This is a genomic window from Blastococcus sp. SYSU DS0510 (assembly GCF_054050835.1).
This window is the reverse complement of record NZ_JBJHAC010000012.1, coordinates 39,357-60,656: the sequence shown is the minus strand read 5'-3', so window position 1 is coordinate 60,656 and position 21,300 is coordinate 39,357. Positions and strand designations below refer to the sequence as shown.

The window sequence follows — 21,300 nt, the reverse complement described above, 5'->3', positions numbered from 1 at the left end:
CCCCGTGCGCACCCAGGTAGCGATCATCGGTGCCGGCCCCGCCGGACTCCTGCTCTCGCGGCTGCTCGCCCTGCAGGGCATCGACTCGGTCGTGCTGGAGAACCGCTCGCGGGAGTACGTGGAGGCCCGCATCCGGGCGGGCATCCTGGAGCAGCACACCGTCGACACCCTGACCGACGCGGGGCTGGGCGAGCGGCTGCACCGCGAGGGCCTGGAGCACCGCGGCATCTACCTCCAGTACCCGGGCACCCGCCACCAGCTGGACTTCCGGGAGCTGTGCGGCCGCAGGGTGTGGGTCTACGGGCAGACGGAGGTCACCAAGGACCTCATCGCCGCCCAGCTGGACGGCGGGCCGCCGCTGCTGTTCGACGTCTCCGACGTCACCCCGGAGGAGGTCGACTCGGAGAACCCGCGCGTCCGCTTCACCGACGCCGACGGGGTGGTCCAGGTGCTCGAGTGCGACGTGATCGCCGGCACCGACGGGTTCCACGGCGTCTCGCGTCCCGTGGTGCAGGCCGCCGCCGCCGGGCGGACGTGGGAGCGCACCTACCCCTACGCCTGGCTCGGCATCCTGGCCGACGCGGCGCCGGCCACCGACGAGCTGATCTACGCCTGGCACCCCGAGGGGTTCGCCCTCTACTCGATGCGCTCGCCCTCGGTCTCCCGGCTCTACCTCCAGGTCGACCCCACCGAGAAGATCGAGGACTGGTCGGACGACCGCATCTGGGAGAACCTCTCCCGCCGCTTCGCGCTCGACGGCTGGGAGATCGGCACCGGCCCCGTGACCGAGAAGTCGATCCTGCCGATGCGCTCGTTCGTGAGCAGCCCGATGCGGCGGGGCCGCCTGTTCCTGGCCGGGGACGCCGCCCACATCGTCCCGCCGACCGGCGCGAAGGGGCTCAACCTCGCCGTCGCCGACGTGACCCTGCTGGCACAGGCGCTGGTGCGGCTGCTGGCCGAGAAGCAGACCGACCTGGTCGACTCCTACTCCGACCGGGCGCTGGCCCGCGTCTGGCGGTGCACGCACTTCTCCTGGTTCATGACCTCGATGCTGCACACCTCCGGCGACGACTTCGACGCCCAGCTGCAGCTCTCCCAGCTGCGGCGCATCTGCTCCTCGGAGGCGGCCGCCCGGGAGCTCGCCGAGAACTACACCGGCCTGCCCGTCGAGTAGCGGAGGGTGCATCCGCCGGGCGGCCGTCGCCCGAATGAGGTGCGTGGAGTCCACCGCCCCGCAGCAGGAGACGGCATGGCTGGTGCAGCCCCTGGTCGACGCCGGGCTCGACCTCGACGAGATCAACGCGCTGGTGACGCGCCTGGGCTTCGAGGCCGTCGTCGGCACCGGGCCGGGCACCGGCACCGGCCTCCTGGACGTCGTCGGTGACCGCCCCCGCGACGTCCGGGCCGCCTGGGTGGAGGTCCTCGAGCGGATGACCGGCCGGCCCCTCCCCGGCTGCTGAGCACCGCTCCGGCCACCCCGGGCCGAGCGTGACCTCCGCCACACGGGGTGAGACAGCTCTGGCTAGTGTCTCAGGTGCTGTGGCCCAGCTCACCCCAGGGCTCGGCCGGCACTCCTTGGAGGTCACGTGCGCACCACTCCCCCACGTCCTGCCCGAAGGTCGTTGCTCGCGCTCGGGCTGGGCACCGCCCTGACCGCGGGCGCCCTGGCCGCCGCGGCGCCCGCCGGCGCCGCCCCCGATCGCGCCCCGCTGGTCGTGCAGACGACCGAGGGCGCCGTCGCGGGCACCGCGGCCGACGGCTACCGCCTGTTCGAGGGCATCCCGTACGCCGCGCCGCCGGTGGGCGACCTGCGGTTCCGGCCACCGGCCCCGGCGGAGCCGTGGGAGGGGGTCCTCGACGCGACCACCCCCGGCAGCGCCTGCCCGCAGGAGCCCAGCGCCACGAACCCGACGTCGTCGGTGGAGGAGGACTGCCTGTACCTCAACGTCACGACCCCCTCGGGCCTGGACACGCCCCGGGGGAACCTGCCGGTGATGGTCTGGATCCACGGCGGCTCGTGGCAGACGGGCAGCGGCGACCGGTACGACGCCGCCGAGCTGGCGCTCGAGGGCGAGGTCGTCGTCGTCACCATCAACTACCGGCTCGGCGCGCTGGGGTTCATGGCCCAGGAGGACCTCTCGCGGGAGAACGGGGACGTCGCCTCCGGCAGCGCCGGGCTGCTCGACCAGCAGGCCGCGCTGCGCTGGGTGGAGCGCAACATCCGTTCCTTCGGCGGCAACCCCGGCCGGGTCACCATCTTCGGCGAGTCGGCCGGCGGCTCGGCGGTCTGCGCCCAGCTGACCTCGCCGTCGGCACGGGGCCTGTTCGACCGGGCCATCGCGCAGAGCTACAGCTGCACCGCGCCCTACGACACGGTGGAGACGGCGGAGGCCAAGGGTGCCCGGGTCGCCGGGACCGTCGGGTGCGACCCGGCGGCCGACGTCGCTGCCTGCCTGCGGGAGACGCCGGTGCAGGAGCTGCTCGACGCCTGGCCGGGCGGCGCCTTCGTCGTCGGCGGGTCGGCGCTGCCGGTGCAGCCGGCCGAGGCGATCGCGGCCGGGGACCACGCCCGGGTGCCGGTCATGCACGGCAACCTCAGCGACGAGAACACGCTGTTCACGCCGCTGAACCCGACCGTGGCCGGGCTGGCCGCCGACGGCTTCACGGAGGCCGACTACGCGACCGTCCTCGACGGCGTGTTCGGCGACGCCGCCGGCGAGGTGCGGGCGCGCTACCCGGCGGCCGCGTACCCGTCGCCGCTGCGCGCCCTGGCCGCCGTCAACAGCGACGCCGGGAGCGCCCTGTCCACCTGCTCGCACGTCGACGCCTACGACACGCTGGCCCGTCCTCCGGTGCCGGCACCGGTGTTCGCCTACCAGTTCCGCGACGAGACGGCCGACCCGCTGTACGACTTCCCGTACCCGGACTACCCGGAGGACGCCCAGCACGCCGCCGAGCTGCCCTACCTGTTCCCGGATCTGTTCGGGGACGGGCTGACCGCCGAGCAGGAGGAGCTCTCGACGGCGATGGTCCGCTACTGGACCAACTTCGCGGCCCACGGCAACCCCAACGGCCGGGACGTGCCGACGTGGACCCGCTACCGGGCCCCGGCCGACGTGCAGGGGCTGGACATCGCCTCGGACGAGGGCATCGGCCCGGTCGACGTCGCCACCGAGGCGAACTGCGCGTTCTGGTCGACCCTGAGCTGACCGGACCGGATCCGGGGCGGGCCCCGGGCAGCGCGTGCTGCCCGGGGCCCGTCCGCGCGAGCGGCGCGCCGTCCCCCGGGTGCCGCTCCTACCCACCGGTAGCCCGTGTGGGATCGTCGGGGGCACTACGTCGAGACGGCACCTGCCGCCGTCAGGAATGAGGACCGATGCGGTTGCAGCTGTCCCCGGAGCTCGAGGCCTTCCGGGAAGAGATGCGGACCTTCTTCACCACCCAGGTGCCGCAGGAGATCCGCGACAAGGTCGCGGCCCACCGGCACGTGTCCAAGGAGGAGTACGTCGAGGCCCAGCGCGCGCTCAACGCCGCCGGCCTGGCCGTGCCGCACTGGCCGGTCGAGTGGGGCGGGCGGGACTGGACGCCGCTGCAGCGCCACATCTGGCGCGAGGAGATGCAGCTGGCCGGGGTCCCCGAGCCGCTGGCCTTCAACACCTCCATGATCGGCCCGGTCATCGCCGCCTTCGGCAACCAGGAGCAGAAGGAGCGCTTCCTGGCCAAGACGGCGAACCTCGACATCTGGTGGTGCCAGGGCTTCTCCGAGCCCGACGCCGGCTCCGACCTCGCCTCGCTGCGCACGACCGCCGTCCGCGACGGCGACGACTGGGTGGTCAACGGCCAGAAGACCTGGACCACCCTGGGGCAGCACGCCGACTGGATCTTCTGCCTGGTGCGCACCGACCCGACGGCGGAGAAGAAGCAGCGCGGCATCTCCATGCTGGTCTTCCCGATGGACACCCCCGGCGTCACGCTGCGGCCCATCGAGCTGATCGACGGCGGCTTCGAGGTCAACGAGGTCTTCTTCGAGGACGTCCGCGTGCCCGCCGAGAACCTCATCGGCGAGGAGAACCGGGGCTGGGACTACGCCAAGTTCCTGCTCGGCAACGAGCGCGTGGGGATCGCCCGCGTGGGCGCGACCAAGAAGATGCTCTCGCAGGCCAAGGACCACGCCCGCGAGATCACCGTCGACGGCCGCCCGCTGCTCGAGGACCCGTTCATGGCCCGGCGCATCGCCGAGGTGGAGAACGAGCTGGTGGCCCTGGAGCTCACCGCCCTGCGCGTGGTGGCCAACTCCGCCGACGGGAAGCCGCACCCGGCCTCCTCGGTGCTCAAGCTCAAGGGCTCGGAGCTGCAGCAGGCCGCCACCGAGCTGCTGGTCGACATCGCCGGCCCGCTCTCGATCGCCTCGTTCGCCGAGGAGGGCTCCGACGTGCCCGACTGGGCGCGCGTCGCGACGCCGCACTACCTGAACTACCGGAAGGTCTCCATCTACGGAGGCTCCAACGAGGTTCAGCGCACCATCATCGCCGGCACGATCCTGGGGCTGTGATCTGACGTGGACTTCACCTTCGACAGCGAGCAGAGCGACCTGCGGGAGGCCGTGCGCGGCCTGCTGGCACGCGCCTACTCCGACAGCGAGCAGCGCCGCACGGTCGTCGCCAACGACCCGGGCTTCGACGAGAAGACCTGGGCGCGGCTGGCCGAGATGGGGCTGCTCGGGCTGCCATTCGCCGAGGAGCACGGCGGCATGGGCGCCGGGCCGATCGAGGTCGCGATCGTCGCCGAGGAGATCGGCCGGGTCATCGCCCCGGAGCCCTTCATCGAGGCGGTCGTGCTGGCCGGTGGCCTGATCGCCGCCGTCGGCACCGACGAGCAGAAGGGCGAGCTCCTCGCGGGCATCGCCGAGGGGACGACGGTCCCGGCCTTCGCCCACGCGGAGCCCGGCACCCGGTGGAGCGCCTCCGCAGCCGGGGTCACCGCCACCCCGTCCGGGAACGGCTGGACCCTGACCGGCGTCAAGGAGCCGGTGCCCACCGGCGCCCGCGCCGACGTCCTGGTGGTCACCGCGGTCGTCGACGGCGGCACCGGGCTGTTCCTCGTCCAGGGGGACGCCGCGGGCCTGACCCGCACCGGCTACCGCACGCACGACGGCACCCGCGCGGCCAACGTCCGCTTCGACGGCACCCCGGCGACCCTGCTGGGCGCCAATGGCTCCCCCACCCACCCGGACCAGACCGCCGCCGTCGAGCGGGCGCTCGCCGAGGCCCGCATCGCGTACAGCCACGAGGCGATCGGCGCGATGGACACCGCCCTGCGCACCACCGCGGAGTACCTCAAGACCCGCAAGCAGTTCGGCGTCACGCTCAACAAGTTCCAGACGCTGACGCACCGCGCGGCGGACATGTACGTGTCCCTCGAGCTGGCCCGGAGCACCGCCCTGTGGGCCTCGATGGTGCAGGACGCCGGCGGCGACGTCGTCTCCGCCGCCGACCGTGCCCGGCTGCAGACCAGCCGCGCCGGCCGGCACATCGGCAAGGAGGCCATCCAGCTGCACGGTGGCATCGGCGTGACCGCGGAGTACTCCGTCGGGCACTACACCAGCCGGCTCACCGCCATCGACCACCTGCTCGGTGACGGCGACTTCGCCGCCGCGCGGCTGGCCCGCACGGTGGGCGAGCGGAAGACCGTCGACCCGCTGGGCGCGCCGTACGCAGTCTGAACGCGACCCCTGCCGGGCCCGTCGGAGCCCCGTCCCCCTCGCGGGGGGCGGGGCTCCGCCGCGTGGCCCGTCGCAGGGCCCCGGCGCGAGCGGAGCGAGTGCTGGGGGGCGACGGGGTCCTTCTTCAGTCGGCCAGCATCGCCCGGCGGAGCTCGTCGGCGTCGGCCCGCACCGAGTCGAGGACCGGCACCAGGTCGTCCTCGCGGAGCTGGCCGCAGGTGAGCCGTCCGATCGGCACCGCCTCGTGCTCCTCCGCGGTGAGCCGTGCGGCCACCTCGAAGGCGGCCCGCAGCAGCCCGCCCTCCAGCGAGGCGTGGTCGTCGACCTGGTTGAGCCGGTTGGTCATGGTGTGCGGGAAGCCCCACTGCTCCAGGGCGACGGCGGTCAGCCGGACGCTGTGGAGGCCGTAGCGGCCCAGCTCGGCGCTCCGCCGCGCCGCGAAGCCGGGGTGCTCGGCCACGAGGGCCCCGTAGCCCTCGGGGTCGCCGTGGTGCAGGAGCGCGGCGCCCATCTGGGCGAGCAGCCCGACGCAGAGGGCGTCCTGCGACCGCTCCCCGAAGCGGGGCGCCAGCGTGGAGGACGCGAGCGCCAGGCAGGTGGTCACGTCCCAGAAGTCCTCCGGCAGCCGTGACTCGTCGTCCAGCCCGGTGAGCGCGACCGTCGCCATCGTCCGGACGGTGGTGAAGCCGATCACCGTGACGGCGAACTGCAGGGAGGTGACGCGGCCGCGCAGGCCGAAGTAGGCGGAGTTGGCCAGCTTCATGACGCGCCCGGCCAGAGCGACGTCGGAGGCCAGGATCCGCGACAGCACCCTGGCACTGGTGCCGTCGGAGTTCGCGACCGACACGATCTGCGCCGCGACCGGGCGCTGGGCCGCCATCGTGTCGATGCCCGCGAGGACCTTCTCCAGGTCGAAGACCGGAGCCGACTCGGCGCCGACCGGCAGCGGGGTGACGGTCACCGGGTGCCCTCTCCGTGGGACGCGAACCAGGCGGCGGTGCGCTCCCCGGTCATGGGCCGGCTCAGGCCGAAGCCCTGCAGGTGGGTGGCGCCCAGGCGACGGAGCTCGTCGGCCTGCTCGGCGGTCTCCACCCCCTCGGCGACGGTGCTCAGGTCGAGGCTGCCGGCCAGCGCGATGACCGCCGAGGCGATCTCGCCGTGCCCGTGGGCGAGCTCCGCGACGAACGACCGGTCGACCTTCAGGCAGTCCACCGGCAGGTGCCGCAGGTAGGCGAGCGACGAGTAGCCGGTGCCGAAGTCGTCGATCGCCAGCTCCACGCCGAGGTCGCGGAGCTGCTGGAGCACCTCGCGGGCGGAGTCGGGGTCCTTCATCAGCGCCGACTCGGTGATCTCCACCGAGATCCGGGAGGCGTCCAGCCCGTGCCGCCCGAGCGCCTCGGTCACCTGCGGCGGCAGGTTGGCGTCCAGCTGCAGGGCCGAGACGTTGACGTTGGCCCGCGGGGGTGCGGCCGGCCCCAGGGCGCGGTCCCACTCGGCCAGCTGGCGGCACGTCTCGTCCAGCACCAGCAGGCCGAGGCCGGCGATCAGCCCGCTCTCCTCAGCCAGCGGCACGAACACCGTCGGGCTGATCGGGCCGCGCGCGGCGTGGGTCCACCGGGCCAGCGACTCGACGGCGATCGGGCGCCCGTCGTCGGCGCCGAGGATCGGCTGGTAGAGCAGGGTGATCTCGCGCCGCTCGACGGCGTCGCGCAGCTCGGCGACCAGCCGGAGCTTGTCCCGGGCCTCCTCGCGCGCCCGCTGGTCGAGCACGGTGATCCGCCCCTTGCCCCCGGCCTTGGCCTGGTACATGGCGATGTCGCAGTCGCGGATGAGCTCCTCCGCGCCGGAGTGCTCCTCGGTCTGCACGGTGACGCCGACGCTCGCGTGCGGGCGCACGTCGACGCCACCCAGCCGCACGGGCCGGGCGAGCTCGGCGGTGATGCGCTCGGCGAGCGCCACCACGGCATCCTGGTCGACCTCCTCGCAGACCACGACGAACTCGTCGCCGCCGAAGCGCGCCACCAGGTCCCCCGGGCGGACGACCGACCGCAGCCGGTCGGCCACCTCGGTGAGCAGCTCGTCGCCGGCCGTGTGCCCCAGCGAGTCGTTGACGACCTTGAAGTTGTCCAGGTCGAGGAAGAGGCAGGCGAGCGACCCGGCGCCGGGGACGAACCGCTCCGCGACATGGCGGGCCAGCAGCGTCCGGTTCGGCAGGCCGGTCAGCGGGTCGTGGTCGGCCTGGTGGGCCAGCGTGGCCTCGAACGCCAGCCGGTCGGTGATGTCCTCGATGGTGCCGACGAAGCCCGCACCCACCCCGGGGGTGAACACGTGGGCGAAGCGGATGACGGTCGTGCGGACCGACCCGTCCGAGCGGCGCAGGCGGGCCTGGGCCTCCGCCTCCTCGCCGTCCAGCGCGGCCGACACCTGCTCGATCACCGTGTCGAGGTCGTCCGCGTGCACGGTGTCCATCCACCCGGTGCCCAGCAGCTGCTCGGCGCGGCGGCCGACGAGGCTGCAGAACGCGTCGTTGACGTGCGCCAGGCGCATCCCCTGCTCGGAGAGGAGCGTCGGCACCGGCGACCGCTCGGTCAGGGTGGAGAAGCGTCGCTCGTGGGCGTCGGCGGTCGACCGCAGCGCACGCTCCAGCTCGTTGTCGGTGGAGACGACGCGCATTGTCCACATCCGGCCGCCGGGCGACGGTGTCGTGGTGACCAGCGCCTCGATGCGGGCGCCACTGGCGGTGCGGACCGGCAGCGTCATCCGGGCGGCCCGCTCCCGGCGCAGCAGCAGCGTGAACTCGCCACCCCCGAGGCTCGGGAACAGGTGCTCGACGGGGAGGGCGCGCAGGTCGTCCAGGCCGTAGCCGAGCAGCTCCCCGGCACCGGCGTTGCCCCAGCTCAGGCACGCTCGGCCGGCCACCATCTCGACGACCACGATGGCCAGGCTGTCGCTGACCGTGGCGCCGTAGAAGACCGAGGCCATGATCTCCGGCGGCACCCGGTCGTCGGGGCGGTTCAGGATGACGGACACGGTCCTCCCCTCGGTTCGAGCAGGCGCCGAGGTCTGGACCCGCCACCGAGGTCTTCGGCCGGTCGCCCCTGCCCCCTGCACCCGGACAGGGCGCCCGCCCCCCGTTCGGGGGATACCGGCCGCCCGCCGACCGCGGTGCGTCGCCGTCGTCGGGCGACTCGCCGTGCCGTGCCTCACATTCGCGCAGCCAGGCACCGCCACCGTGCGTTAACAGGCAAGATCCGTCCCACTCACCCGGCACCGCGAAGGACCCCGCCACTGGCGGGCGGGCGACGAGGCCTGCCCACCGAGGAATGGAGCGCCACGATGCAGATCGGAGTTCCGCGCGAGACGCGGCCACGTGAGACGCGGGTGTCCGCGACACCCGCGACGGTCACGCAGCTGGTCCAGCTGGGCTACGACGTCGTGGTGGAGTCCGGCGCCGGGTCGGCGGCCAGCTTCCCGGACGACGCCTACGCCGGGGCCGGTGCCCGGATCGGCACGGCGGCCGAGGCGTGGGGCGCCGAGATCGTGCTGCGGGTCAACGCCCCGGCCGAGTCGGAGATCGGCCGGCTGGCCGACGGCGCGACGCTGATCAGCCTCCTCAGCCCGGCGTTGAACCCCGACCTCGTCGAGGCGCTGGCCGCCCGCCCGATCACCGTGCTCGCCATGGACGCCGTGCCCCGGATCTCGCGGGCGCAGTCGATGGACGTGCTCTCCTCGATGGCCAACATCGCCGGCTACCGGGCGGTCATCGAGGCGGCGAACGTGTTCGGCCGCTTCTTCACCGGCCAGGTCACCGCTGCGGGCAAGGTGCCCCCGGCGAAGGTGCTGATCGCCGGGGCCGGCGTGGCGGGGCTCGCCGCGATCGGCACCGCGTCCAGCCTGGGCGCGATCGTGCGCGCCACCGACGTCCGGCCCGAGGTGGCCGAGCAGGTGCGCTCGCTGGGCGGCGAGTACGTCGCCGTCCCCGCCGGGGAGCAGGAGGGCGGCCAGGGTCCGGGGAGCACAGACGGCTACGCCCGCGAGATGGGCGAGGACTTCAACCGCCGGGCGGCGCAGATGTACGCCGAGCAGGCCCGCGACGTGGACATCATCGTCACCACGGCGCTCATCCCCGGCCGGCCCGCCCCGCGGCTGATCACCGAGGAGATGGTGGCCTCGATGGGCTCCGGTTCGGTCATCGTCGACATGGCCGCCGCGCAGGGGGGCAACGTGGCGGGCTCCGTGCCCGACGAGGTCGTGGTGACCCCCAACGGCGTCACCATCATCGGCTACACCGACCTCCCCGCTCGGCTGCCCGCCCAGGCCTCCCAGCTCTACGGCACCAATCTGGTCAACCTGCTCAAGCTGCTGACCCCCGGCAAGGACGGCGAGCTCGTCCTCGACTTCGACGACGTCGTCCAGCGGGCGATCACGGTGGTCCGCGACGGCGAGCTCACCTGGCCCCCACCGCCGGTGCAGGTGTCGGCGGCGCCCCCGCCACCGCCCGCTCCCCCCGCCGGCGCCACGGCGGGCACCCCCGCGGTGCCGCAGCGGACGCCCGCGCCCGCGCGCCGGTTCGCCCTGGTGGGCCTCGCCGCTGCGGCGCTCTTCCTGGTGGCCGCCTTCTCCCCCGACGAGCTCCTCGGGCACTTCACCGTCTTCGCGCTCGCCGTCGTCGTCGGCTTCTACGTCATCGGCCACGTGCACCACGCCCTGCACACCCCGCTGATGAGCGTCACCAACGCCATCTCCGGGATCATCGTGGTCGGCGCGCTGCTGCAACTGGGCAGCGACGACGGCGTGGTCCGCGCGCTCGCGTTCGTCGCGACGCTCGTGGCCAGCATCAACGTCTTCGGCGGTTTCGCCGTCACCCGCCGCATGCTGGGCATGTTCTCCCGCGGCCCGAGCACGGAGAGCGTCGCCCGATGACCGCCACCACCGCCGCGGCCGCGGCCTACATCGTCGCCGCCCTGCTGTTCATCCTGAGCCTGGCCGGGCTGTCGCGGCACGAGACGGCCAAGGCGGGCAACGCCTACGGGATCGCCGGCATGGCGATCGCGCTGGCCGCCACCGTCGGCCTGGCCACCCGTGACATCTCGGCCGTGGGGCTGACCCTGCTCGTCGTCGCGGTCGTGATCGGTGCCGCGATCGGCCTCTGGCGGGCCCGCCAGGTCGAGATGACCGGCATGCCCGAGCTGATCGCGCTGCTGCACAGCTTCGTCGGCCTGGCCGCGGTGCTCGTGGGCTGGAACGGCTACCTCTCCGTCGAGGGCGCCGACGGCGGGTCGGTGCTCACCGGCGCCGAGGCCGGCATCCACTCCGGCGAGGTGGTGGTCGGCGTCTTCATCGGCGCGGTCACCTTCACCGGCTCGATCGTCGCCTTCCTCAAGCTCTCGGCCCGCATCAAGAGCAACCCGCTGGTGCTGCCGGGGCGCAACTGGCTCAACCTGGGCGCCCTGGCGCTGTTCGCCGTCCTCACCGTCGTGTTCGTGGCCGAGCCCAACCTGCTCGTGCTCTCGGTCGTCACCGTGCTCGCCCTCGCGCTGGGCTGGCACCTCGTGGCGTCGATCGGCGGCGGCGACATGCCCGTCGTCGTCTCGATGCTCAACAGCTACTCGGGGTGGGCGGCCGCGGCGTCGGGCTTCCTCCTCGGCAACGACCTGCTGATCATCACCGGGGCCCTCGTCGGCTCCTCCGGTGCCTACCTCTCCTACATCATGTGCAAGGCGATGAACCGCTCGTTCCTCTCGGTCATCGCCGGCGGCTTCGGCAACGAGGGGGCGGTCGCCGCCTCCGACGTGGACTACGGCGAGCACACAGAGATCTCCGCCGAGGAGACCGCCGAGCTGCTGCGAGAGGCGAAGTCGGTGGTCATCACCCCCGGCTACGGCATGGCGGTCGCGCAGGCCCAGAGCGCCGTCGCGGAGCTCACGCGGAAGCTGCGCGCGCACGACGTCGACGTGCGCTTCGGCATCCACCCGGTCGCCGGGCGCCTGCCCGGGCACATGAACGTCCTCCTCGCCGAGGCGAAGGTGCCCTACGACATCGTCCTGGAGATGGACGAGGTCAACGACGACCTCGCCGGCACCTCGGTGGTCCTGGTCATCGGCGCCAACGACACCGTCAATCCGTCCGCGGCCGAGGACCCGACCAGCCCGATCGCCGGCATGCCGGTGCTGCGGGTGTGGGAGGCCGAGCACGTCGTCGTCTTCAAGCGGTCGATGAACACCGGGTACGCCGGCGTGCAGAACCCGCTCTTCTTCCGCGAGAACAGCCGCATGCTGTTCGGCGACGCCCGGGAGCGGGTCGAGGACATCCTCAAGGCGCTCTGAGCAGGCCTCCGTCGCCGCACGCCGTCCGGGGGTCCCCCCGACGGCTGGCTATATTGGACCGAGCCACACACGCGTCACACAGCCGGCGCGCGGCCGGGCCCCCGGGTCCGGCTCCGAGGGATCCTGGAACAACGCGGGAACCCCCTCACTGACCGCCGGCGCACGTTCGTCCGGTGCATGACCCGACGGAGTGCAACCCGTGACACCCCCCGACGACGATGCCCTCGACGTCCAACCGGCGTTCGACGAGCTGGCCCAGCTCTCCTTCGCGGAGCACTCGCTGGAGTCCGTGCTGCGCACGGTGACCGAGCTGGCCACCCCCATCCTGCCGGGACGGCCCGTGGCCTCGGTCACGATCCTCGACGACGGCCGGCCCACCACGGTGGCCTCGAGCGGCGACCTCGCCCTGCGGCTGGACGAGCTGCAGTACCGCCTGGGTTCCGGACCGTGCCTGGAGGCCGCCACCACGGGACGGCCGACCGCGGTGCCCGACACACGCGCAGAGCCGCGGTGGCCGGAGTTCGCCGCCGAGGCGGCCGCCCAGGGGTGCGAGAGCACCCTGTCCTACCCGCTGCCGGTGCAGGAGCGGGTCTCGGGGGCCATGAACGTCTACGCCCGGAACTTCTCGGTGGCCGACGACCGCACCCGCTCGCTGGTCTCCCGGCTGGCCGCCTACGCCGTCGGCCCGGTGTCCAACATGTACCTGTACGAGACCGCGGTGGAGCGGGCCGAGCACCTGCAGGCCGCCCTGCAGCACCGCGCGGTGATCGACCAGGCCAAGGGCATCCTCATGGAGCGGCACAAGCTCACCGCCGACCAGGCGTTCCAGCTGCTGGCCCGGGTGTCGATGGAGAGCAACACCAAGGTCCGGGACGTCGCCGCGCAGTTCGTCATGACCGGGGAGCTCCGCCCGCGCTGACCACCGCCCGGCCCGACCCGCGCCGGGTTGCGCCGGGGACGCCGGTCACCGACGGTGTCGGGGTGGATCCCTTCCGCGGCCTCGGCATGCCCCGCATCCCCGGCTTCAGCGAGCTGCTGGCGCTGCTCCAGACCCAGACGGAGGCGCTCTCCCAGCTCCCCCGCACGCTGGCCGACCTCAACGGCACGGTGCGGGAGCTGACCGCCGCGACCACCTCCGCCCGGGAGACCATCGCCTCCGCCCAGCGGATGGCCGAGCGCCTGGAGAGCCTGGTCGAGGAGCTCGAGGAGCCGGTGCGCGCGCTACGCCCCGGCATCGAGCGGGTCGGCCGGGTGCTGGACGACCCCGCCGTCGACACCGTCCCCGAGACGCTGCGCCGCATCCACGACGACCTGATGCCCCTCATCCACGGCCTCCGCCAGGCGCAGACCCGCGTGGGCTCGGTGACCGGTCTCCTGCGCCGCCGTCCCGCGGACGAGGACGACGGCTACTGAGCGAGGGTGTCCGAGGGCCCGGTCGGGAGGGGGCCCGGGCCTTCGGGCGCCGGGATCCTCGGCGTCGGTGCGTTCGTCCGGCTCTTGCTCTCGGACGGGACGGTTGTTGGGGATAACGGTCGACGTGGCGCGCCACGGGTCCGCGCCTGGCTCGAGAGGACGCCGCCGGTCAGGTCACCGGACGGCCGGCGATCACTGCTGGGCGGGCGGCTCCCGGCGCACGATGTCGCCGACCGCCTCCTCCAGCCGGGCCCAGGTGGAGCTCCACTCCACCAGCGGGTCGAGGATCCGCTCGAAGACGGCGAGCTGCTGGTCGAAGGCGTCCAGCTGGGCGCGCATGGCCGCGATCGAGCTGCGCTGCGCCGTCACCATCTCCTTCACCGCCCGGAGCTGGGCGGCCGACATCGCCCCGGGCGGGGTCGGCAAGGCCGGGAGCGGGAGGCGGGACGTCGCGCTGCCGGCGAGGTTCCGGGCACGGTCGCTGAAGAACCGCAGCTGGCTCACGAACTCGTCGATGGACCGGCCGATCATCCCGCTCTGCGGGGTCGTCCGGTCGTCGTCGGCCTCGGTCATCGCTCCCCCTCGATCGGCTGCGGACCGACCTTAGGCAGGGCCGCCGCCGCGGGGCGAGGGCTTCGAGAACGCAGGTAGGGCTTCCTGTGCCTCAGCGGGACGGGCCCGTCCCGGGTCCCGCCGGGAGCCGGCGAGCGGTGGGGTGGACGCCGGGTCCGCTCAGTACCAGCCGACGGACTGCGAGTGCGCCCACGCGCCGCACGGGGAGCCGTAGCGGTTGGTGATGTAGATCAGGCCGGCGTCGATCTGGCGGTAGCCGTCGGAGGTCTTGGCGATGCCGGTGCCGGCCCAGGTGGAGTCGAGGAACTGCGCGATGCCGTAGGCGGTGCTGCGCGGGTTCTGCGCGTTGGGGTTCCAGCCGCTCTCCTTGCCCCAGAGGCTCTCGAGGCAGGAGAACTCGCTGCCGGAGCCCACCTTGCCCATCGCGTAGTCCTTGAAGGAGCCGCCGGCCGGGGCCGGAGCGGCGACCGGCGCGGGGGCGCTGCGGGCGGGAGCCGGGGCGGCCGGGGCGGCCGGGGCAGAGGTGCGGGGGGCCTCCTGGCGAGCGGCCTCGGCGCGGGCGGCCTCCTCCTCGGCGGCCTTGCGGGCAGCCGCTTCCTCGGCGGCCTTGCGCGCGGCCTCCTCCTCCGCGGCCTTGCGCGCGGCCTCCTCGGCGGCGCGGCGGTCCAGCTCGGCCTGCTCGGCGGCGGCCCGGGCCTCGGCGGCGGCGGTCTGCTCGGCGGCGCGCTCGCTGCGGCTGGCGGCCAGCGGCGCGAGGCTCGCGACGGCGGACTCGACGGGGTCGACGGCCGGGGCGTCGGCGGTGATCCCGAGCTGGTCGGCGACGCTGACCGACGCGAGCTGCGGCTCGGCCTGCGCGGCCGGCTCCGTGGCGACGACGCCGTTGACGAGCAGCCCGCCCGCCGCGGCGACCGCCAGGAGCAGCGCGGGACGGCGCATACGGGCGGCGCGGCCCCCGGTCGCGGGACGGTGGGCGCGGGTGATCGAGGTGGCGCGAAGCTTCATGGGGTGCAACTGCTCCAGGGGCAGGGCGCGGCGGGCCGCACGGGCGGCACCACTGCTGGGGTGGTCGAGTGGCAGCGGGGATCGGGCGGGTGCCCGGGCGCTCAGCGCGGGGAAGGCGCGCGCGAGGCTCCGTACCGGCTGCGGTTCCGTGCAAGGTGGGCCCGCAGGCTCGCCATGCGGCGGCTCTCCCTTTCTTCCGTGTGCCGCCTACCGGGTCAGCTGACGGGGGAGCAGCGCTGCTGCCCGCGACGGGACGTGCCCGGCGCAGGGGGGTCAGTGCTGCGGTGGTCCCCGGCTCGCCCCGGAAGGCGACTCGGCGGCGCCCGGCGGACCTCCCCGGTGGGGAGTGGACGACCGGCCGGGCGGAGCCACGGTAACCACCGTTATGCGTCCGTGACAATCCCCCGGCGGTCATCGCTGGTGAGACGGGCCTCAGGGCAGCCGCCACACGGTCGTCCGGCGCACCGGCGGGGGCCCCGTCGGCGAGGGCTCGGTGTCGGGTACGTCGTAGGTCGCCAGCGCCTCCAGCCGGTCCTCGGGCAGGTACACCCGGCCGGGATCGCCGACGAGAACCTCGGCGCCGCGCGCCCGGGCAGCCGTCAGGAAGGGCAGGACCCGGTCGGTCATCTCCCGGTCGTAGCAGACGTCGCCGGCCAGGACGACGCCGACGTCCGGCGGGTCCGCACCGAGCACGTCGCCGACCGGCGTGATGCCGGCCGCCCCGTTCCGGCCGGCGTTGACGGTGACGGCGGTCAGCGCGTACGGGTCGACGTCGCTGGCGAGCACCGCGCTCGCCCCGGCGAGGACGGCGGCGACGGCGACCAGGCCGCTGCCGGCGCCCAGGTCGAGGACCGCGCGCCCGGCCACGAGCTCCGGGTGGTCGAGGACGTACCGCGCCAGCGCCTGCCCGCCCGGCCAGGCCGCGGCCCAGAACGGCGGGTCGGTGGAGGTGCGCCCGTGCTCGCTCTCCATCGCCTCCCAGAGGGCGACGACGTCGGCGGCGACCAGCAACTCGACCTCGGGCACCAGGTCCGGGCGCACCGGCCGGGTGTGGGCCCGGAGGAACTCCGCGGGGATGGGACGGTCCACCTGGGCAGTCAACCGCACCGGACCGCCGGCCCCGCAGCGCCCCGGCTCAGAGCCGGGCCGACCACGACGAGAGGGCGCCCGCGGGGCGGAACCCGAGCTCCTCGTTGACCGCGACCATGGGGGTGTTGTCCTCGGCGTTGTAGGTGCTGATCCGCCGCACCTGGGGGTAGCCGGCGGCCAGCTCGCGCAGCACGGCGGCCTTCATGCGCGCACCGAGCCGGCGCCCGCGGTGCTCGCGCAGCACCAGCGTGCCGCCCTGGTGGGCGAGCACCGGCTGGGCGAGCGGGATCTGCAGGTCGGTGAAGCCGACCAGCCGGCCGTCGGTCACCGCACCCGCGCTGAGCACCGTCCGGCCCCGGGCGACGTGGGTCTGCTCGTACTCGCGGATCCGGTCGCCGTCCCACTCCTCCTCCCCCACCGGCAGCTCGCCGTGCGGGGCGTCGGTGGTCATGCGCCGCTCCAGCAGCGCGCGGTCGGCCAGCAGCGCGTCCGGGGTCCGGTCCCGCCAGGTGACGATCCCGTACCCGGCACCGGCCGCGGCGGCCCCGGCCTCGACCGCCCGCAACCGGTCCGCGTCGACCGGCAGGGCCAGCTCCCGGCGGGTCTCCACCAGATCGCAGCTCCAGCCGTGCCTTTCGGCGAAGACCCGGCCCGGCGCCCCGGGGCCGGGCTCGTCGACCTCGGTCACCAGCAGGGTCCGCCCGTGCGCGGCGGCGATGCCCCGGGCCTCGGCCAGCAGCGCGCTCCCCAGGCCGCGCCGCCTGGCGGCCGGGTGCACGGCGAGGTCGACCACCGCCAGCGACGGGTTGTCCTTGAGCGGGAGGACGATCCGCAGCGCGCCGGTGACCGCGCCGTCCGCCAGGGCGGCCCGGTGGGTGCCGTCGCGCGATCCACCCGCCGCCACCAGCTCCCGGCCCAGCGCGACGTGCTCCTGCGCCGGCCGGGGCGGGTCCGCGGGCCGGGCGTCCCGGCCCGCGGCGGACCACACCTCGCACCAGGAGGGGAAGAGGCCGTCGTCGGGTCCGAGCTCGACGATGCGCCAGGAGCGGTCGCTCACACCTCCCGTTCTACCGGGGGCGGCAACCGCTTTTCCGGCCTCAGCGCTCAGGCTTCGTCGGCGCCGCCCGCCGGGCGATCAGCCGCCAGTAGGTGCCGGGGAGCAGGCGCACGAGGACGTCGGGCACCTTCGCCGTCCAGCCGATCAACAGCCGGGGACGACGGCGCTCGACCGCCGCGAGGATCTGCGCGGCGGCGACCTCCGGCGGGATGCGCAGCAGCTTGCTGAACTGCCTGCGGCCCTCCTCGTACTCCTCCACCGAGACGCCGGCGCCGGTGCGGGCGCTCTCGGCGATGCGGGTGCGGATGCCGCCGGGGTGCACCACGGTGACCCCGACGCCGTCCTCCGCCAGCTCGTGGCGGAGCGCCTCGCTGAAGCCCCGGACGGCGAACTTGCTGGTGGCGTAGGCGACCTGGCCGGCGGGGGCGAAGATGCCGAAGACGCTGGACAGGTTCACCACGTGCGCGCCGGGGTGCGCCTTCAGGACCGGCAGCAGCGCGTGGGTGAGGCGGACGACGGCGCGCAGGTTGATCGACAGCAGCCACTCGACGTCCCCGAAGCTGACCTGGTCGAAGCGCCCGCCCAGGGCCACGCCGGCGTTGTTGACCAGCAGGGTCGTCTCCGGGTGCTCGGCCACCAGCGTGGCGGCCACGCGGGCGGTCGCCTCGTCGTCGGCCAGGTCGACCACGTGGGTCACGATCCGCAGGGCGGGGTGGTCGGCGGTGAGCCGCGCGGCCACCGCCGCGAGCCGCTCGGCGTCGCGGTCCAGCAGCACCAGGTGGCTCCCCCGGCCGGCCAGCTGCCCGGCCAGGGCCTCGCCGATGCCGCTCGCCGCGCCGGTGACGACCGCCGTCCCGCCCGCGAAGACGTAGGGCCCCATCAGGCGACGACCCGCTCGGTGCCGGCCGCGGCAGCCACGCGGGGCTGGAAGGTCATGCCCTCGTCCTCCAGCGGGCCCCGGCGCATCATGGCGACGTCCCGCAGGTAGTTCTGGTGCAGCCGCCAGGGGGCGCGCCGCCCCTGCTGCGGCAGGCCGGAGAGGCCGCGCTGCACGTAGCCGGCGGTGAGGTCGAGGAAGGGCGCGCCGCCGCCCTCCGGCGGGGCGACCGGCGTCGCCGACGCGTAGCCGTGCTCGTCCAGGTGGTCCAGCAGCCGGCAGACGTAGCGGCTGACCAGGTCGGCCTTGAGCGTCCACGAGGCGTTCGTGTAGCCGATCACCATGGCGAAGTTGGGCACGCCGGAGAGCATCATCCCCTTGTAGGAGACCCGCTCCGGCAGCTCGACGGGCTCCCCGTCGACCGCGATCTGCATCCCGCCGACCGGCAGCAGGTTCAGCCCGGTCGCGGTGACGACGACGTCGGCGGCCAGCCGCTCCCCCGAGGCCAGCTCGATGCCGTCCTCCGTGAAGGTGGCGATCCGGTCGGTGACGATCGAGGCCGCACCCCCGCGGAGGGCCCGGAAGAGGTCACCGTCGGGGACGAGGCACAGCCGCTGGTCCCACGGGTCGTACGGCGGGTTGAAGTGGGTGTCGACGTCGAACCCGGCCGGCAGCTGCTTGGCGGTGACGCGGCGCAGCAGCGAGCGGACCAGCGCCGGGCGCCGGCGGCTGAGCTGGTAGAGCGCGGTGCTGGTCAGCACGTTCTTCCACCGCACCACCGAGTAGGCCACCCGCTCCGGCAGCCGCGCCCGCAGGACCTCCGCGACGGGATCGCGCCCGGGCAGCGACATGACGTAGCTGGGGGTGCGCTGCAGCATCGTCACGTGCGCGGCCTGCTCGGCCAGGGTGGGCACCAGCGTGACCGCGGTGGCCCCGCTGCCGATGACGACGACCTGCTGGCCGGTCACGTCGAGGTCCTCGGGCCAGTGCTGCGGGTGGACCAGCCGCCCCCGGAAACGCTCCTCGCCGGGGAACTCCGGCCGGAAGCCTTGGTCGTAGCGGTAGTAGCCGGAGCAGACCTGCAGCCACGAGCAGGTGAGGGTGACCGGCTCGCCGGTGTCGGTGCGCTCGGCGGTGACCGTCCAGCGGGCGTCGGCGCTGGACCACTCCGCCCGCACGACGCGGTGGTGGTATCGGATCTTCTGTGTCACGCCGTGCTCGCGCGCGGTCGCCTCGATGTAGCGGCGGATCGCCGGGCCGTCGGCGATCGACTCGGCCTCCCGCCACGGCCGGAAGGAGTAGCCGAGCGTGAACATGTCCGAGTCCGACCGGATCCCCGGGTAGCGGAAGAGGTCCCAGGTCCCGCCGAGGGCGGCCCGGGACTCCAGCAGCAGGTAGCTGGTGCCCGGCCGCTCCCGCTCGAGGTGGCAGGCGGCGCCGATGCCGGAGAGCCCGGCGCCGACGACGAGGACGTCCACGTGCTCGGTGGTCATGCACTCTCCGGTGGCTCCGCCGGGTGGACCGGCCGCGGGCTGACCCCGGCACGCTATCGACGCCCTGTCGAGTTAGTCAACACGGTGTCGACAACAGCGCGGCCCTGGCTATCCTCTCCCCGTGCCGACTGCCGCGGGCGAACCGCAGACCGCCGGTCGCGGCCGGCGACCGGCCCGGCCCTCCGGGGACGACCGGGAGCTCGCGATCCTCGTCACCGCCGAGCGGCTGCTGGCCGAGCGGCCGCTGGCGGCCATCTCGGTCGACGACCTCGCCCGCGGCGCCGGGATCTCCCGGCCGACGTTCTACTTCTACTTCTCGTCCAAGGACGCCGTCCTGCTCGCCCTCCTCGACCGGGTGGTGGCGGAGGCGGACGCGGCGATGCGCCACGCGTTCGACACCCCGGCGACCGGGGCGCGGGACGGCTGGGCCCGGGCGATCGGCACCTACCACGACACCTTCCGCGCGCACCGGGCGCTCACGGTCGCCTGGGCGCAGGCCCGGTCCACCAACGAGGAGGTGCGGGCGCTGTGGTCGGCGGTCGTCGAGCGCTGGGTGCAGCGGTCGGCAGCGGCCATCGACGCCGAGCGGGCGCGGGGCGCGGCGCCGCCCGGGCTCGCCGCGCGCGACCTCGCGATCGCCCTCACGTCGATGAACGAACGGGTGCTCTACGCGACCTTCAGCGGGGACGGCCCCGCCGTCGCCGAGCAGGACGTCGTCGAGGTCCTGCTGGGCATCTGGCTCGCGGCCGTCTACGGCACGGCCACGCCGGGCTGAGCCGCGACGTCGTCAGACGGCGAGGGTCGCGACCGTGTTGCCGGTCAGGCTGCCGAACCACAGCCTGCCGCCGGCCTCGCGCACGCCGGTGAGCATCTCGAAGCCGGGGATCTCGCCGCTGAAGCGGTGCACCGCCGCCCCCTCGGCGTCGACCGCGAGGACGCCCAGGGTCCGGCCGGGGCTGGGCTGCAGGGCCGGCGGGAGGAGGCTCACCAGCGCGCGCAGGGGCGCGGGCAGCCGGTGGATCGCGGCCAGCGCCGCGACGCGGGGGCTGGGCAGGGTGATCCACACCAGCCCGTCCGAGCCGAGCGCGATGTTGTCGGGGTGGCCGGGCAGGTCGTCGACGAAGACCTCGCTCGTGCCGGCCCGCGCGCCGGTCAGCCAGACCCGGCGGACCCGCGCCGCCCCGGTCTCCGCGGCCGCCACCCAGGACCCGTCCGCGGCCAGGGCCACGCCGTTGGCGAACTCCAGGCCGCCGAGCAGCTCGGTGACCGTGCCGTCGGGGTCACGGCGGAACAGCCGCCCGCTGGCGGTCCGCCGCACCAGGTCCGCCCGCCACCGCGGGATCAGGTAGCGCTGCGAGGAGTCGGTGAAGTAGATCGTCCCGTCGGCGCCGACGGCGGCGTTGTTGACCGCCCGCAGCCGGCGCCCCGCCACCTCGTCGACCAGCGTCCGCACGCCGCCGTCGGCGAGCGAGACGGCGAGCAGCCCGGCGTCGGAGGCGCACACCAGGAGCTCCCCGCTCCCGAGGAGCTCGAGGCCCAGCGGCCGGCCGGGCACCCGGGCGACCGTCTCGACCGGCCCGCCCGGGCCGGCGACGCGCACGATCCGGCCGTCGGCCAGGCCGGTGAGCACTCGCCCGGCGCCGTCGACGAGGACGTCCTCGGGCCCCTCGCCGACCGGCACCACCGTCGTCCCCGCGAAGTCGCGCACGCCGTCTCCTCCAGCTCGCCGCCCGCGGTCGCTCCGC

The 21,300-nt window shown here is 74.4% G+C and carries 19 protein-coding genes; 10 read left to right on the top strand and 9 right to left on the bottom strand.

Features of this window, described 5'->3' with window-relative positions:
• Positions 1 to 4 precede the first annotated feature (4 nt).
• The 5 genes from ACI79P_RS11540 (at position 5) to ACI79P_RS11520 (ending at position 5,722) form a co-directional block, all read left to right on the top strand.
• A complete protein-coding gene (locus ACI79P_RS11540; RefSeq protein WP_456581188.1) occupies positions 5 to 1,174 on the top strand; it encodes a 4-hydroxybenzoate 3-monooxygenase in 1,170 nt (389 codons plus the stop codon).
• 43 nt (positions 1,175 to 1,217) lie between these two features.
• Positions 1,218 to 1,460 carry a hypothetical protein gene (locus ACI79P_RS11535; RefSeq protein WP_456581187.1) on the top strand — a complete coding sequence of 81 codons (243 nt, stop codon included), beginning with the start codon at positions 1,218 to 1,220 and terminating at the stop codon, positions 1,458 to 1,460.
• 126 nt (positions 1,461 to 1,586) lie between these two features.
• Positions 1,587 to 3,209, top strand: coding sequence for a carboxylesterase/lipase family protein (locus ACI79P_RS11530; protein ID WP_456581186.1), 1,623 nt, complete (start codon positions 1,587 to 1,589; stop codon positions 3,207 to 3,209).
• Positions 3,210 to 3,376: 167 nt separating this feature from the next.
• A complete protein-coding gene (locus ACI79P_RS11525) occupies positions 3,377 to 4,552 on the top strand; it encodes an acyl-CoA dehydrogenase family protein (protein WP_456581185.1) in 1,176 nt (391 codons plus the stop codon).
• Between the two features lie 6 nt (positions 4,553 to 4,558).
• The gene (locus ACI79P_RS11520) at positions 4,559 to 5,722 is read left to right on the top strand and encodes an acyl-CoA dehydrogenase family protein (RefSeq protein ID WP_456581184.1); all 1,164 of its coding nucleotides are present in this window, start codon (positions 4,559 to 4,561) and stop codon (positions 5,720 to 5,722) included.
• Between the two features lie 124 nt (positions 5,723 to 5,846).
• Here ACI79P_RS11520 and ACI79P_RS11515 read toward each other — a convergent pair whose 3' ends face one another.
• Together ACI79P_RS11515 and ACI79P_RS11510 are read right to left on the bottom strand one after the other, a co-directional pair.
• Positions 5,847 to 6,683, bottom strand: a complete 837-nt coding sequence (locus ACI79P_RS11515) for an HDOD domain-containing protein (RefSeq protein WP_456581183.1) — start codon at positions 6,681 to 6,683, stop codon at positions 5,847 to 5,849.
• On the bottom strand, positions 6,680 to 8,752 hold the full coding sequence (locus ACI79P_RS11510) for a putative bifunctional diguanylate cyclase/phosphodiesterase (RefSeq protein WP_456581182.1): 2,073 nt from the start codon (positions 8,750 to 8,752) through the stop codon (positions 6,680 to 6,682). The genes ACI79P_RS11515 and ACI79P_RS11510 overlap by 4 nt, the downstream gene beginning before the upstream one ends.
• Positions 8,753 to 9,058: 306 nt before the next feature.
• Here ACI79P_RS11510 and ACI79P_RS11505 point away from each other — a divergent pair, with 306 nt between their 5' ends.
• The 4 genes from ACI79P_RS11505 (at position 9,059) to ACI79P_RS11490 (ending at position 13,461) form a co-directional block, all read left to right on the top strand.
• On the top strand, positions 9,059 to 10,645 hold the full coding sequence (locus ACI79P_RS11505) for a Re/Si-specific NAD(P)(+) transhydrogenase subunit alpha (RefSeq protein WP_456581181.1): 1,587 nt from the start codon (positions 9,059 to 9,061) through the stop codon (positions 10,643 to 10,645).
• On the top strand, positions 10,642 to 12,048 hold the full coding sequence (gene pntB / locus ACI79P_RS11500; protein WP_456581180.1) for a Re/Si-specific NAD(P)(+) transhydrogenase subunit beta: 1,407 nt from the start codon (positions 10,642 to 10,644) through the stop codon (positions 12,046 to 12,048). Before ACI79P_RS11505 ends, pntB begins: the two co-directional genes overlap by 4 nt.
• A 199-nt stretch (positions 12,049 to 12,247) precedes the next feature.
• Positions 12,248 to 12,967 (top strand): GAF and ANTAR domain-containing protein, encoded by a 720-nt coding sequence (locus ACI79P_RS11495; RefSeq protein WP_456581179.1) that lies wholly within the window; start codon positions 12,248 to 12,250, stop codon positions 12,965 to 12,967.
• Positions 12,968 to 13,029: 62 nt separating this feature from the next.
• Entirely contained in the window at positions 13,030 to 13,461 is a 432-nt protein-coding gene (locus ACI79P_RS11490; protein WP_456581178.1) for a hypothetical protein, read from the top strand.
• Positions 13,462 to 13,653: 192 nt separating this feature from the next.
• Here the strand turns inward: ACI79P_RS11490 and ACI79P_RS11485 are convergent, their stop codons facing one another.
• The 6 genes from ACI79P_RS11485 to ACI79P_RS11460 form a co-directional block, all read right to left on the bottom strand.
• Positions 13,654 to 14,034, bottom strand: a complete 381-nt coding sequence (locus tag ACI79P_RS11485; RefSeq protein WP_456581177.1) for a hypothetical protein — start codon at positions 14,032 to 14,034, stop codon at positions 13,654 to 13,656.
• Between the two features lie 159 nt (positions 14,035 to 14,193).
• Positions 14,194 to 15,039, bottom strand: a complete 846-nt coding sequence (locus ACI79P_RS11480) for an aggregation-promoting factor C-terminal-like domain-containing protein (RefSeq protein ID WP_456581176.1) — start codon at positions 15,037 to 15,039, stop codon at positions 14,194 to 14,196.
• Positions 15,040 to 15,471: 432 nt separating this feature from the next.
• Positions 15,472 to 16,128 carry a class I SAM-dependent methyltransferase gene (locus ACI79P_RS11475; protein WP_456581175.1) on the bottom strand — a complete coding sequence of 219 codons (657 nt, stop codon included), beginning with the start codon at positions 16,126 to 16,128 and terminating at the stop codon, positions 15,472 to 15,474.
• A 46-nt stretch (positions 16,129 to 16,174) separates the two neighbouring features.
• The gene (locus ACI79P_RS11470) at positions 16,175 to 17,185 is read right to left on the bottom strand and encodes a GNAT family N-acetyltransferase (protein ID WP_456581174.1); all 1,011 of its coding nucleotides are present in this window, start codon (positions 17,183 to 17,185) and stop codon (positions 16,175 to 16,177) included.
• Between the two features lie 40 nt (positions 17,186 to 17,225).
• On the bottom strand, positions 17,226 to 18,065 hold the full coding sequence (locus ACI79P_RS11465) for an SDR family NAD(P)-dependent oxidoreductase (RefSeq protein WP_456581173.1): 840 nt from the start codon (positions 18,063 to 18,065) through the stop codon (positions 17,226 to 17,228).
• Positions 18,065 to 19,555, bottom strand: a complete 1,491-nt coding sequence (locus tag ACI79P_RS11460; protein WP_456581172.1) for a flavin-containing monooxygenase — start codon at positions 19,553 to 19,555, stop codon at positions 18,065 to 18,067. The genes ACI79P_RS11465 and ACI79P_RS11460 overlap by 1 nt, the downstream gene beginning before the upstream one ends.
• Before the next feature lie 121 nt (positions 19,556 to 19,676).
• Here ACI79P_RS11460 and ACI79P_RS11455 point away from each other — a divergent pair, with 121 nt between their 5' ends.
• Positions 19,677 to 20,330, top strand: coding sequence for a TetR/AcrR family transcriptional regulator (locus ACI79P_RS11455; protein WP_456581171.1), 654 nt, complete (start codon positions 19,677 to 19,679; stop codon positions 20,328 to 20,330).
• 12 nt (positions 20,331 to 20,342) lie between these two features.
• On the opposite strand, the gene ACI79P_RS11450 is transcribed toward ACI79P_RS11455, so the two are convergent.
• Positions 20,343 to 21,263, bottom strand: a complete 921-nt coding sequence (locus ACI79P_RS11450) for an SMP-30/gluconolactonase/LRE family protein (protein ID WP_456581170.1) — start codon at positions 21,261 to 21,263, stop codon at positions 20,343 to 20,345.
• Positions 21,264 to 21,300 lie beyond the last annotated feature (37 nt).